The 13623-nt window shown below is 41.5% G+C and carries 17 protein-coding genes; 15 read left to right on the top strand and 2 right to left on the bottom strand.

The window, feature by feature from the left end:
• Position 1 precedes the first annotated feature (1 nt).
• From B9A22_RS02835 to B9A22_RS02890, 12 genes are all read left to right on the top strand, one after another.
• Entirely contained in the window at positions 2 to 976 is a 975-nt protein-coding gene (locus B9A22_RS02835; RefSeq protein ID WP_084574090.1) for an SDR family oxidoreductase, read from the top strand.
• A 244-nt stretch (positions 977 to 1220) separates the two neighbouring features.
• Positions 1221 to 2201: a polysaccharide deacetylase family protein gene (locus tag B9A22_RS02840; RefSeq protein ID WP_084574091.1), complete on the top strand. Its 981-nt coding sequence runs from the start codon at positions 1221 to 1223 to the stop codon at positions 2199 to 2201.
• 29 nt (positions 2202 to 2230) lie between these two features.
• The gene (locus B9A22_RS02845; protein WP_084574092.1) at positions 2231 to 3328 is read left to right on the top strand and encodes a GNAT family N-acetyltransferase; all 1098 of its coding nucleotides are present in this window, start codon (positions 2231 to 2233) and stop codon (positions 3326 to 3328) included.
• Positions 3329 to 3461: 133 nt separating this feature from the next.
• Positions 3462 to 4778 carry a UDP-glucose dehydrogenase family protein gene (locus B9A22_RS02850; RefSeq protein WP_084574093.1) on the top strand — a complete coding sequence of 439 codons (1317 nt, stop codon included), beginning with the start codon at positions 3462 to 3464 and terminating at the stop codon, positions 4776 to 4778.
• 5 nt (positions 4779 to 4783) lie between these two features.
• The gene (locus B9A22_RS02855) at positions 4784 to 5812 is read left to right on the top strand and encodes an SDR family NAD(P)-dependent oxidoreductase (protein ID WP_139796141.1); all 1029 of its coding nucleotides are present in this window, start codon (positions 4784 to 4786) and stop codon (positions 5810 to 5812) included.
• Between the two features lie 126 nt (positions 5813 to 5938).
• The gene (locus B9A22_RS02860) at positions 5939 to 6349 is read left to right on the top strand and encodes a nucleotidyltransferase substrate binding protein (protein WP_084574095.1); all 411 of its coding nucleotides are present in this window, start codon (positions 5939 to 5941) and stop codon (positions 6347 to 6349) included.
• Entirely contained in the window at positions 6349 to 6657 is a 309-nt protein-coding gene (locus tag B9A22_RS25205) for a nucleotidyltransferase family protein (protein WP_217805864.1), read from the top strand. The genes B9A22_RS02860 and B9A22_RS25205 overlap by 1 nt, the downstream gene beginning before the upstream one ends.
• A gap of 202 nt (positions 6658 to 6859) precedes the next feature.
• Positions 6860 to 7267, top strand: a complete 408-nt coding sequence (locus tag B9A22_RS02870; protein WP_084574097.1) for a nucleotidyltransferase substrate binding protein — start codon at positions 6860 to 6862, stop codon at positions 7265 to 7267.
• 28 nt (positions 7268 to 7295) lie between these two features.
• Entirely contained in the window at positions 7296 to 7610 is a 315-nt protein-coding gene (locus B9A22_RS02875) for a nucleotidyltransferase domain-containing protein (RefSeq protein WP_245823763.1), read from the top strand.
• 65 nt (positions 7611 to 7675) lie between these two features.
• Complete coding sequence (locus B9A22_RS02880; RefSeq protein ID WP_084574099.1) at positions 7676 to 8104, top strand: nucleotidyltransferase domain-containing protein; 429 nt, start codon at positions 7676 to 7678, stop codon at positions 8102 to 8104.
• Positions 8068 to 8460: a nucleotidyltransferase substrate binding protein gene (locus B9A22_RS02885; protein WP_084574100.1), complete on the top strand. Its 393-nt coding sequence runs from the start codon at positions 8068 to 8070 to the stop codon at positions 8458 to 8460. The genes B9A22_RS02880 and B9A22_RS02885 overlap by 37 nt, the downstream gene beginning before the upstream one ends.
• Positions 8461 to 8510: 50 nt before the next feature.
• Positions 8511 to 8948: a VanZ family protein gene (locus B9A22_RS02890; protein ID WP_084574101.1), complete on the top strand. Its 438-nt coding sequence runs from the start codon at positions 8511 to 8513 to the stop codon at positions 8946 to 8948.
• Positions 8949 to 9044: 96 nt separating this feature from the next.
• Here B9A22_RS02890 and B9A22_RS02895 read toward each other — a convergent pair whose 3' ends face one another.
• On the bottom strand, positions 9045 to 10616 hold the full coding sequence (locus tag B9A22_RS02895; RefSeq protein WP_084574102.1) for a capsule assembly Wzi family protein: 1572 nt from the start codon (positions 10614 to 10616) through the stop codon (positions 9045 to 9047).
• 211 nt (positions 10617 to 10827) lie between these two features.
• On the opposite strand from B9A22_RS02895, the gene B9A22_RS02900 reads away from it, so the two are divergent.
• The 3 genes from B9A22_RS02900 to B9A22_RS02910 all read left to right on the top strand — a co-directional run bounded on the left by B9A22_RS02900 (position 10828) and on the right by B9A22_RS02910 (position 13016).
• Positions 10828 to 11622, top strand: a complete 795-nt coding sequence (locus B9A22_RS02900; protein WP_084574103.1) for a tyrosine-protein phosphatase — start codon at positions 10828 to 10830, stop codon at positions 11620 to 11622.
• 173 nt (positions 11623 to 11795) lie between these two features.
• Positions 11796 to 12467 (top strand): response regulator, encoded by a 672-nt coding sequence (locus B9A22_RS02905; RefSeq protein ID WP_084574104.1) that lies wholly within the window; start codon positions 11796 to 11798, stop codon positions 12465 to 12467.
• A gap of 84 nt (positions 12468 to 12551) precedes the next feature.
• Positions 12552 to 13016 (top strand): glycosyltransferase family 2 protein, encoded by a 465-nt coding sequence (locus B9A22_RS02910; RefSeq protein WP_245823764.1) that lies wholly within the window; start codon positions 12552 to 12554, stop codon positions 13014 to 13016.
• A 5-nt stretch (positions 13017 to 13021) separates the two neighbouring features.
• On the opposite strand, the gene B9A22_RS02915 is transcribed toward B9A22_RS02910, so the two are convergent.
• Positions 13022 to 13612 carry a hypothetical protein gene (locus B9A22_RS02915; protein WP_084574106.1) on the bottom strand — a complete coding sequence of 197 codons (591 nt, stop codon included), beginning with the start codon at positions 13610 to 13612 and terminating at the stop codon, positions 13022 to 13024.
• Between the last annotated feature and the right edge of the window lie 11 nt (positions 13613 to 13623).

The following is a 13623-nucleotide window of genomic DNA, read 5'->3' on the forward strand; positions in this document are numbered from 1 at the left end:
AGTGAGTGATATTGAATATAACTTTCCTGAAAATACGAAATTTCTCGTTACTGGGGGGGCCGGTTTTATCGGCTCAAACCTTGTCGAAGCAATACTAAAACTTGGCTTTCAGGTAAGGGTTCTTGATAACTTTTCCACAGGAAAAGAAGAAAACATAAAAGAATTTTATCAACATCCTAACTTTGAATTACATAGAGGGGATCTAAGAAGCTTAGACGAGTGTCAGAAAGCTTGCAGGGGAATGAACTATGTATTGCACCAGGCTGCATTGGGCTCGGTGCCAAGATCGATTGATGATCCTATAACTTCTAATAACGTCAATGTATGTGGTACGTTAAATATACTGACTGCTGCAAGAGATCAAATGGTAAAGCGATTTGTATTTGCATCATCTTCTTCAGTATATGGGGACGAGCCTAATTTACCTAAAACAGAAGATCGAATTGGAAAACCTCTTTCGCCCTATGCTATCACAAAAAGGGCAAAAGAGATGTACGCTAGGAATTTTTATGAGATATACGGGTTACCAACAATAGGATTAAGATATTTTAATGTATTCGGTAAAAAGCAAGACTCTACATCTGCTTATGCAGCCGTTATCCCGAAGTTCGTAAAGGCTCTTATCAATAATGAAGCTCCAATAATCCATGGAGATGGAAGACAATCTAGAGACTTTACTTATATTGAAAATGTCATACAAGCGAATCTAAAGGCTTGTTTGGTAGGAGCAGAAGCCTTTGGTGAAGTTTTTAATATTGCCTTTGGCGGTAGAGAGTATTTGATAGATTTATATCATAAAATTGCTAGTCTATTAGAGAAGGATATTGAACCTAGTTATGGACCTTCTAGAGCCGGGGATGTTAAACATTCTAATGCCGATATCACTAAGGCAAGGAAAATATTAAATTATAATCCCCAGTATGATTTAATTAGCGGGTTAGAGATGGCAATTGATTGGTATAGAGAGAATATTTAAGAAGCAAGTCAGAACTTTGTAATGACCCAACAGCTTAAACATTTTTTAGCTGTAAATTTGAAAGCATTTTTTAGTATATAAATTTAAAACTAATTCATTCGTGATGATTACTTAAATACGGTATTGGGAAAAAATCACTCAACCAATATTGTGGCAATTCATTTGGCTAGTCTAATATTAGGGTGTGGCAGATGAATATTAAAGCGTTATTTAATTGTTGTGTTTTGGGAGGGGGACCATTAATATGAATAATAAATTGACGGTTGTCATGTACCATTACGTTCGTGAACTAAAAAACTCACGCTTCCCGGAGCTGAAAGCTTTGGATGTCAAATTATTTAAGCAACAACTTGATTTTCTGCAACGAAATTATAATATTATCACAATGAATGATGTAGTGGAATGCATACAGATAGATAAGCAACTACCACCTAAAGCCGTACTATTGACCTTTGATGACGCTTATCTTGATCATTATCTTTATGTATTTCCTGAATTAGTATCGCGGGGGTTATTTGGAGCATTTTATCCACCTGCTAAAGCAATAACACAGCAGGAAGTGTTGGACGTAAATAAGATACATCTAATTTTATCTGCTGTGGGTTATAATAATACTCACGTTTTAGTTAAATATTTGCTGCAATTTTTAAAGAATTTTCAGTCCGACTGGAGTCTACAAGATGCTGAGTATTACTATGAAAAAATAGCTATCGCCAATCGGTTTGATACAGCCAATACTGTTTTTGTAAAGCGCTTATTGCAAGTTGAGCTTCCTTTGGAACTACGTAAAATAGCGGCTAATCAATTGCTACAAGAACATCTTGGTATATCCGAGGCAACGATTAGCCGTGAACTCTATATGACGATTGATCAGATAAAGCTTTTATCCCGATATGGCATGCATGTTGGATCTCACGGATATGATCACTTTTGGTTGGATAGACTGTCCGAACAAGAACTGACCTTTGAGATTGACATGTCATTAGATTTTTTAAATACCGTTAATGGAACAACAGTGGATTGGACTATGTGTTATCCTTATGGCGGGTATAATGAAACTACTAAGAAATTGCTTGAATCACGTAATTGCCAATTGGCTGTAACCACGAAGGTTGATGTTGCCCGGGTTACGTATGATAGTAGATTTGATATCCCGAGACTTGATACTAATGATCTCCCAACAGCATCAAATGCGGAACCAAATAAGTGGTACATCAATGGATAGTCACCGGAGGTTATAGAGGGAGGTAAAACATGGAAGCAATAAAAATTTATTGGGCTAGGACGAACCAGATATGTGATGTTCAGCGATTCATCGACACATACTGGCGTAAGGGGCATATACTTTCACGCGATGCGGAGCTATTGAAATGGCAGTATCCTTTCCTAGAAGACAATTCTCTTATGTCAATTGTTCTTGCCGAGATTAACGGGGAAATTGCTGGTTTGCTAGGGGTGATTCCCTGTAAATTTAATACCGGGGATATCGTCGTTCAAGGAGGCATCCTCGCGCTATGGCTAGTGAGGTCGGAGTTTAGAAATCAATCAGTTGGTCGGAGTATGCTCGATTGGGTACAAGGAGAAGGCGTCAAATTTATTGGAGTAGAAGGCTATAATGAGCGTACTGTTGGAATTTACAAAAGGCTACAGAGCTATATTGCTCCTACCTTACCGCGCCTTATAGGTGTAATTGACGGTAAAGCATGTCAAGAATTTTTGGAGAGGAACTCTAGCTTTCAGTCACACGTTGTCATTTCTAAAATTATTAATAGACAGTCGTCTTATGATGTTTCTGGCTATAAGAGCATAAATTGGGAATGTGGTCTCTCAGAAAAATGGGATTCATTTATTAAATTGCAAAATATTAAGGGACCTATTAGAGATTCGGCTTTTATTCAATGGCGATATATCAATCACCCTAAGTATAAATATGAAGTTCGATGTGTTTGCGATGAGGATAACAATATTCATGGAATAGTGGTATGGAGAATAATTTCTATAAAAGATAGCAGTGATACTATTTTTCGGATTACCGAATTTTTATGGGATGATGCTGTAGCGGGGCGCTTTCTGGCGGATTTTACCATAAACGATGCATTTCAATCAGACGTATTGTTTGCAGATTTTTATAATCTTACAGGATGTAAGGCAGAACCGTTTATTGAACGTGGATTTTTCGTGGATAAAGAAGTACTATTCCCGAAATATTTCTCGCCGTTAGATTTTACGCAACGTACAATTCCAAGTGCATTCTCTCTAATAGGATTAACTGAAAGTCAAAATGTAAATTATTTTACTAATCCTGATATTTATTTAACAATAGCGGATGGAGATCAGGATCGTCCAAGTTAAATATTTAAGTAAGGACAATACTAAATCCAGAAATTGTTCCGAATTACAAATAGACCATACAGATATATTCACGGAAACACTATAGTAGGACTAATCAGTGAATGATATAGTTAAATGCGAAAGAAGGTTATGCATGTATAAAGTAGCGGTAGCAGGAACCGGCTATGTAGGTTTAGTTGCTGGTGTCTGTTTTGCCGAAGTCGGCCATGAAGTCATTTGCGTCGATATTGACGAAAATAAAGTTAACAAAATGAGGCAAGGAATCTCTCCTATTTACGAGGCTTGTCTTGAAGAGTTGATGCAAAAAAACTATGCAGAGGGCAGATTAACCTACACCACTGATTACGCCTCAGCTTATAAAAATTCAGATGTTATCTTTATCGGCGTAGGCACCCCTGAGCAGCCTGACGGTTCGGCCAATCTTTCTTACATAGCTACAGTTGCTAGGCAGATAGCGGAAACTATAGAAAAGGACTGCCTAGTTGTAGTAAAATCAACAGTCCCGGTCGGCACAAATGACAAAGTTGAACAGTTTATCAAAGACTTCCTAGTCAACGATGTAAAAGTGGAGGTCGCCTCAAATCCAGAGTTCTTGGCCCAGGGGTCAGCAGTGCGTGATACACTACAAGCAGCGAGAATCATTATCGGAACGGAAAGTAAATGGGCTGAGGAAATGCTTATGAAGATATATGAGCCGTTCAATCTGCCTATAGTTTCTGTGAGAAGAAGGTCGGCGGAGATGATTAAATATGCTTCTAATGATTTCCTGGCGCTCAAGATTTCTTATATGAATGATATCGCCAACCTTTGTGAACTGGTAGGAGCTGACATTCAGGATGTTGCAAAGGGTATGAGCTTTGATGAGCGTATCGGCAGTAAATTTCTCAATGCCGGTATCGGTTATGGGGGCTCATGTTTCCCTAAGGATACCAAAGCTCTGGAGTATCTGGCTAAGCAGAATGGCTATGAACTTAAAACAGTCAAAGCTGCTATTGATGTGAATACTGACCAGAAGACTATATTATATAAGAAAGCCAATAAAAGATTGATTACCTTTAACGGTCTGAAAGTGGCAGTTTTGGGATTGACTTTCAAGCCTGGGACTGATGATTTGCGCGATGCGCCGTCGCTAGAAAATATACCCTTGCTATTGGCGCAGGGGGCAGATATTTATGCGTATGACCCTGTTGGCACTGAAAATTTCAAAAGAAAGTATCCAGAAGGAGAAGACGGCAGGGGAAGTATAAAGTACGTTGAGAACGTGGCGGAAGCTCTAGCTGGTGCAAATGTCTGCTTTATCTTTACCGAGTGGGGCGAAGTAAAAGCGGTGAAACCGGAGGAGTATAAGAAGCTTATGAGAACACCTTTGGTTTATGATGGCAGAAATATTTATGGAATCGAAGATATGAAAGAAGCGGGGGTAGAATATTACTCCATCGGGAGGCAGTAGCCGAAGTGGATACAACTAAAATCTACCTCATCACCGGAGCTGCAGGCTTTATTGGATACTTCTTATCCAAGAGACTACTGGAGCAGGGCTGTCATGTGATTGGTATTGACAATGTAAATGACTACTATGATGTTAATCTTAAGTACGCTCGGCTGGAGCAGCTTACACCCTATGAGAAGTTCACCTTCATCAAGGGTGACATTTCAGACAAGGATATGATTACTAAGACTTTTGAAGAGTACAAGCCAAACATCGTGGCTAATCTTGCAGCCCAAGCCGGTGTGCGTTATTCAATAGAGAACCCGGATGTATATATTCAGAGCAACATTATCGGCTTTTATAATATCCTTGAGGCCTGTAGGTATCATCCGGTAGACCACCTCGTCTATGCATCGTCGAGCTCTGTCTATGGAGCAAATAAAAAGGTACCGTTCTCTGAATCGGATTTTGTGGACAATCCGGTTTCTCTCTATGCAGCCACGAAAAAGTCAAATGAGCTGATGGCGTATACGTATAGCCATCTCTATAAGATCCCGGCTACAGGACTGCGATTCTTCACGGTATATGGTCCCATGGGTCGACCGGATATGGCGTATTTCGGCTTCACTCAGAAGTATTTTTCAGGAGAGCCAATTAAGATATTCAATAACGGTGATTTTGAAAATGATCTTTATCGGGATTTCACCTATATTGATGATATTGTGGAAGGTATTGAAAGGCTTTTGTGTAACTCACCTAATGGGGCAAATATAACACCACATCAAGTTTTCAATATAGGAAACAACCGTCCAGAGAAGCTGATGGTATTTATTGAAACACTGGAGAAATGCCTAAGTAAGGCTGCAGGCAGAGAGGTAGTATTTGATAAGATATTTGAGCCTATCAAGCCCGGCGACGTACCTGCCACCTTCGCTGATACTGATTTGTTACAGCAAGCTGTAGGGTTTAAGCCTGAAACAACGATAGAAGATGGCTTGCAGAGATTTGCCGATTGGTACTGTGAGTATTATAAGGTGAATCATAATAGTCAATAGATAAGTGCCGTTACTGACGCTTACGAAACCGGCCAAGCGATTTCTGTATCGCGAAGGCCGGTTTGTTTTTGTGGGATTATTTGGTATAATAGACATAGGGATGATTTGAAAAGAAAGGATGCCAGTATGCTAGATTTACGAAGCTTAAAAAAGGCATTGGAAGCGTTAAAGATTGCTTTCGAAATATATGATCAGAATCTACTGCCCGATCATTCGCCGGAGAAAATCGTTTTGCGTGATGGCGTAATTCAGCGGTTTGAGTTTACGTTTGAATTGTCATGGAAAACTCTCAAACGATATTTGGAGGAATACGGGCTGGAAAAGGTTGATAGCTTAAATAATCGTGATCTTTTCCGCATAGGTTTTGAGCAAGGTCTGCTAGATGATCCGGAAGTCTGGTTTCATTATCTTAAGATGCGAAATCAGTCCAGTCATGTTTATGATGATGCCAAAGCAACCATAGTGTTTGCCTCTGCGCGGAATTTTCAGCAGGATGCTCAATATTTGATAGAAAGGCTTGAGGCGAAAATTCAATGATGGATATTCATCCTCGGCACGAACATATCGTCAAGACTATTTTGCGGCGACATGTGCCTGATGCGGCTGTTTACGCTTTTGGCTCCCGAGTGGCTTTAACCGCGAAGCCCCATTCTGATCTTGATCTAGTCATTGTGGGGAAAGAAGAAATACCGATTCATTGTATGCATTTGCTTGAAGAAGCTTTTGCCGATTCGGATCTGCCATTCCGTGTGGATGTGTTGGATTGGCATGTGATTCCTGATGACTTTCGCAAGCACATTATAAAATGCCGTGAAGCTATATGCACTGGAGATGGTTCTAGGTGACAGTTGCATGGAAATTAGTGAAAGTGATAAAATGATAAGAAAAGACTTGGCTTGTGCCAAGTCCTTCAGGACGCCGGCAGAAGCCTTAGTCGTTCTTATGTCAACAGAATTGCGTTATAAATTCTGGAAGACTAACAAGATGGACTTATGGAGTTGTAGGTCTGAAAACTTAGGAACTTAGCGGTGATTGGAGTGTTTGCCGATGTGTAGGACCAATACTGAGGATATTCGATGGAAACAACGATTTGCTAATTTTAATAAGGCAGTTGCTCAATTGACGGAGTTTATCGAAAAGCCTGAATTAAATAAGTTTGAAGTACAGGGCTTGATACAGTGCTTTGAATATACGTTTGAGCTTGCATGGAAAACGACGAAAGACTATTTAGAAGCACAGGGTTTCGCTGTGAAGAGTCCGCGGCAGACGATACAAACAGCCTTTCAGATTCAGTTGGTTCAACAGGGTCACGTGTGGATTGACGCGCTTGAAAAAAGAAATTTGATGGCGCATACATATGATGAAAGCGCAGCGCAGGAAGCCGAGGGACTAATTAGGGAGAAGTATTATCCTGTACTTAGGGCTTTGCTGGATGAGTTGAAGAAGTTGGTATAGGATAGTCTCCAAAAAATTCAGAAGTTGGGTGAGCAAAGTGGAGTGTGGGCTTCAAGATGCCGATTTGGTATATATTATTTCCAGGCTCGAAGATTTCCCCGAGATAAAAAAGGCGGTTGTTTTTGGTTCGCGAGCCAAAGGAAACTACAAAGCCGGTTCAGATATAGATATTGCCATTTTTGGCGAGGACATTTCTTTTTCCACTATAGCACGTTTGCATTACCAATTGGAAGAAGAAGGGCCGCTGCCATATTTTTTTGATATTGTGGATTATACGCATTCTACTCATAAGGAATTACAAAATCATATTGAGAGTGTTGGAAAAACCATCTTTGAAAGGTAAGTTCATTTGGGACTATTTGGTATAATATAGTTATATCAGTCTAGATTGGCAGGAGGTGAGCCTGTTTGTCAGCTACTTTTATTCGTCTCTCTACTAACCATCCACGATTGCGCAGGGATGAATGGCGGCCGTTTAAGCGCCAGGGATATAGGGTTTTGGCTGAGGATGGAGTTACCGTTTATCATGAGCGGGAAGCAATAAAGCGAAGTGTTTTACGTGCGTTTGGACAGGTAGATGCTGACGTATTTTTATTTGGTTCCCGTGCCGCTGGTAAGGCTCACGAGAAGTCTGATTATGACGTAGGGTACTATACTGATGAAACAATCCCGTCACAGATCTTGATGGATCTAAAAGATGAACTGGAAGAAATGCCCATACCAGCACGGGTGGATTTAGTCAACTTTTCAGTTCTTAATCCGCAATTTGTAAGGATTGCGCTGCAAGGGGGGCGAGATGTATGGAAACAAAAAAAGAAGAACTCTCTTTTCTCGTGAACCGGCTAATTAAAGCTGTTGTTACTTTAGAGGAAGTGCTACAAGAGTCTTTTTCTATAATTGTCAGAGATGCGACAATTCAGCGCTTCGAATATTGCTTTGAATTATCGTGGAAAGTGTTAAAAAAAGCTTTAAAAATTGAGGGCGTAGAGGTTAATTCACCGCGACAGGCACTAAGAAGTGCGTTTGAGATTGGATATATTGAGGATATCGACATTTGGTTTGAAATGTTAGAAGACCGAAATCTAACTTCGCATACCTACGATCCTGAAGTAGCTGATAAAGTTTACGAAAGTGCTAAACGATTACCTACAGAAATTCGAAAAGTTGTAAAGACTCTGGATGTCACCGGGTGAATTAGGATATGATGTGTAAAAGAGCTAGCGGATAAAGGTGAGCAACAATAATGGTAATACGTTACAGTTACCTGGTTATTGGCCTAATGATAGTTATCTCGGTATTATCCAATATCCCTGATCTGGTATTTTTCAATAAAAATATATCTCCTGAATTGCGTGTATGGATTAAGCAGCATACCATAAAATGGGGTACTACCGGATTTTTTTCTTATAGTATTAGTCCGCATCCTGACTATATTCTCCATAAGCTTGGGCATATAGTTTTATTCGGGTTTCTTGGAATTGCGCTATACTGGGCCATGAATAGATCGGTACCTAAAGCGGTAATGGTGATAACTATATTTGCACTGATTGACGAATTTCACCAGGGGTTTACGCTGGGGCGGAGCAGCCGATTTGGTGATGTGGTATTGGATGTAACTGCAGCTGTTGGGTTTATTCTTATTGCCTCAAAAAGACAGCCAAAGACAGGTAAGGCCGATTAGTAAAAGGACTGTCTCAATAGGTTCAAACAACCTATTTTGAGACAGCCCTTTTACTAGTTAAGCTAATTCACTGAGAAGTTAAATAGACGAAAAAATTTAGAACAATCTAGTTAGGCTAACACCAACTAAATAATTTTTGTCACTAACTCCTGCTTGATACCCTTTGTTTTTTATTTGTGCGACACCGGCGGATGCATTAAGAAAGGTATTAGTATCAAGGTTAATCTTAGTTGCCAGCCATGCAGCCGTAATTTTTTGCGGATAAGGATCGCTACGATGTTGTGTGACATTTTCCAGGTTTAATGACAAGCTGGTGCCATTATCGTTATAGTGCGATATTTTGGCGTAGTATCTGTTTGCGTCATGCCCCATGGCATCACCCATAATATCGCCTTTATATGTGTAGCCGTCAGTATAGGCTGAATGGTTGTACCAGACGTTCGTGGTATGGGCATATTCGAGGCGGGCATCCCATGAGCCGTCTGCCGATAGCCGGGGAATATATACCCCCAATGTTTCAGCTACTTTCGACGGTGTCGGGATGATTAGCGCCATAGCCTGGTCCTCGCCATAGAGTTCACCATAGAGTTGTATACCCCCGAGTTGAGGCATACGCCAGCGAAAATCAAATCCGGCAATTGAGTTCCATTTGTCATCTGTTGCTGCATTTTTTCCGGTAAGAAAATCGAGATAATCGCTTCCCGAAAGGGATTTACCTTCGCCGCCTACGATTGAGGCCAGCGACCAAGCGAAAGTAAAGTTCTTACTGGGGGTAAAATCGGTTCTGGCAGCAAAAAAAGAAGGAGATTTCACGTCCTGCCGGTTATCTTCCAATTCTGAATAAATAACGTTTACATTAGTTGGACCAAGAAACTTAAGTAAACCGTTGTGGGTTACAGGATCGACATTACCGATTGTTACGCTGGTTTGCGGTTGGGCGTTGTTCGTTAGTATTAGTCCTCCCCGGTTTCCGGGCCCCCACCAAACAGCTTTTTTACCCAATTGAAATTCAACATTATTGATATTTGTTTTTATATATCCTGCAGCTAGCTGTGTATCACTATGAGTATCATCACCGTAAGTAAACTTTGGAGTAGCACTAACTACTAAATGGTCATTAAGAGTACCTTCCACTCGCAGGGATAGTTCGTGATTCAGATTCTGGGAAAGCCGATGTCCATCATTATTAATATTTAAGGGCTGATATGTAGAATCAGTACGGTGTTGCGGCAGTGTATCGCCGTCATAATATGTTTCCTTAATCGTTATTTCTTTGACAGTTAGTGAGGGGCTGAATTTACTACCGTTTAAGAAATCCAGTTCTTGCTGGAAGTCGACCTGTAGTTGATGCAGCATACTCTCTACATATTTAGGCAGGGGTGGCTGTTCTTTAGTCGCTGCCGATAGCTGCTCAACCCACCGGGCCGCTTGTAATCTGGTATAGGGTTTTGTGCCTGTCTGCATATCTTTAAGATATCCAAGGCCATCAAGCTTGTCCAGATAATCATAAACATAACTCTGGAGAGGAATGTCGGGCGATATTTGATGTTGTTGGGGTTGTTGTGCAGACGCCCAAGTAATTGAGGTTGAATATACAGGACTAAATAAAGTCAGTCCTAAAGATAAACCAGCACCTACCGCCGCGCATTTAAATAATTTTGAAATCATAACAACGTCCTTTCTTAATTTATACTCTATGTTTATTTCACCGTATGTAAAATAAATCCTTTAGTAAAAAAGGAATTTTTTAATACAAATGAATATAATGTCGATATTAAGGTGATCGTGTATCTGTTTATTGGATTCACGCATTGACAAAGCAAATATACAGAGCTAAACTTAGATTTGGAGTTACTGCTAAAAGGAGATTTTACGAAAGATGCTAGACTTGCATTGTCACATTATCCCGGCAATTGACGATGGTGCGAAAGACTTGGATATTTCGCTAAAAATGTTAGAGATTGCTCAAAAAAATGGTACAAAGGCTATAGTGGCTACTCCGCATGTAATTGAGGGAAAGTGGTTGCCTTCTTGGGAGCAAATCATTGATGGATGTCATTTGCTTAAACAAGAAGGGAAAAAGTTCGGCTTGAATATACCTATTTATCCGGGTGGTGAGGTTGCTATCCACCGGGATATTTTAGATGTTGTTAAGGAACCGGGGGCTTATTGTATTAACAGTGGCCGTTATCTGCTGGTTGAGTTACCGGCTATAGATATACCAGGATTTACCGAAGAATTCTTCTTCAGTTTACAGGCTCGCGGTATTACCCCAATATTGGCTCATCCAGAGCGACATCCGGTGCTTGCAAAAGATCCGGAAATATTGGTGGAATGGATAAGACGGGGAGTTTTAACTCAGGTCAATGGCTCTAGTCTTATGGGGCGTATGGGTGAACGCAGCATGAAAATGGCTGAGTTTTTTCTCGCTAGGGACATGGTGCATTGTATTGGCTCTGATGCGCATAGTTCTCGGAATCGTAACCCCGATTTATCGACAACTGCAGAAAAAATTGTTGGATTAATTGGATTGGAAAAAGCTCGGCAGATTCTGACTATTAATCCCAAGAACATTATTGATAGTCAGGATGTAGATGTTTTTGAAATAAAGCTAATACCATCGAGCAAAAAAAATGGTATTTTTAAAAAGTTGCTTACTAAATTAGGAATGTAGTAAGCACAATAGACAAAGGTCCTGCTCTACGGCAGGACCTTTGTCTTATCCTCAATAAATGGAAAGCTATTCATGCAGGAAAATCCCTAAGAACAGCGAATGTCTAGACATAACATGATTTCTACATATTATCGCGATTATTCTACACTATACCCAGCAGGAGGTGAGCTTTTTTGCCAATAAAACTCTTAATTGTCGATGACCATGCACTCCTGAGGCAGGGGATCAAGAATGTGCTGTCTTTGGAACCTGATCTACTGGTGCTTGGTGAGGCGGCTGACGGGGATGAGGCCATTAAACAGGTGGAGTGTCTTAAACCTGATATCATTTTACTTGACGTGAATATGCCGCGGATGAACGGGCTTGAAGTAACCCGGCGGCTAAAGTCGGCGAATGCGGCAGTAAAAGTCATTATCCTGACCATGCATGATGATGAGAGCTATGTGCTTGAGGTTATCAAGGCTGGGGCGGTGGGGTATCTTTTGAAGGATATTGAACCAGGCATGCTGGTCAAGGCTATCCGCACGGTATTTGATGGTCAGTCATTTATTTACCCGACACTGGCGCAGCGGTTGTTTGGCGAGATTTCGCGGCAGGAAGACAGAAGGCATGAAACTACGGCAATGCTTGAACGCCGTAAGGAGGAACGCCTGACATACCGGGAGGTTGAGGTGCTGCAACTGATCGGGCAGGGAATGAGCAATCAGGAGATTGCTAAAAGGCTATTTTTAAGTGAAAAGACAGTAAAGAATCACCTGACTAATATTTTTCGTAAGATTAATGTTGTGGACCGTACACAGGCTGTGTTGTACGCCATTAAGCATAAGATTGTGGTATTAGAGTAGCTTTAATGACAATTTTAATATGATACGCATATATTATCCTATCCCAAATGAAGGGGGTAGGATAATTTGTTTTTATCATATTCTGTGAGCATTGTTATTGTATCGTTGGCGCTCTATGGTTTGTGGTATGTCATCAAAGATGTGTGGAATTGGTTTATTACGCTGGAATTGGTGCAGCTGCCTGATGCTAGTTTTATCGTTCTGGTGAGAAATATGGAATATGAAATCGAGGACTTGATCCGGTATTTGATTAACGAGATGGAGGACGGCGGTCATGAGTACGACGCTGTTGTCGTCGATTGCGGCTCAGATGATTTGACGCCAACAATTTTAAAACGCCTGGCCGGTGAAATGCCTGCGCTCACTGTCGTCCTGTCCAGCCGGACAATGCGTCCGGTTGCCGAGGCGCTGCCGCTCTGCCGGGGTTCGGTTGTGCATGTACTTGATTTGACCAGCCGCCTTAAAAGTGAGGAATTTGTGGCCGTTGTGGCTTCACTTCTGCGGCAGCATAAGCGGGCTGTGACCGTTCGCAGCAGGGCCGAGAGTTGAGGTTATTACATATTCTGCTTCATAGTCAATATCTCATTAAAAACATCAACTAGTTTTACCGCCAGTGTCAAAAGATCAGGTGCATAGCCAGGGAAGGTTTCATGAAAGGCATTGGCGGCTAACGGTTGGCTGGTAAGGGCTGTACTGGCTGCCAGGCGGGCAAGCGCCAGTTGCCGGTTCACGGTGGCAGCAGTCCAGAGTATCGGGATCTCAGTCTTACCAGACAGCGTGATTGTTGCCTGGTAAGGCTTATTTTTGCTCACACATACGGCTGTGACGGTATGAAAGTTGACATAGCCTGTGGTTGTGTCGCCGGCTACCCGCGGCTGACGGACTTTGACCGGAACTAGGACAAGGCCTGGAGCCAGTGGCAGCGGTTCAAGATTTTTTCGCTCGGTAGCGGCTCTGGTGTTGGCTCTCAGTGCCGTAAGATCAATGGCTCGGCTTCTGGCCAGCCGGTGGATCACGGCACGGACACGGGAAGTAAGAGTAGTTGTGCTGCCATCGGCTGAGATTATGGTAGTGCTGTCGCCTACGGCGCTGTAACACGGCAGAATGGCGGCGATACGCGTATAGGCGGGCAGTGATTGGCTCATGGTAAAGTACC

The organism is Sporomusa malonica, assembly GCF_900176355.1.
In the GTDB taxonomy this organism is placed as follows: domain Bacteria; phylum Bacillota; class Negativicutes; order Sporomusales; family Sporomusaceae; genus Sporomusa; species Sporomusa malonica.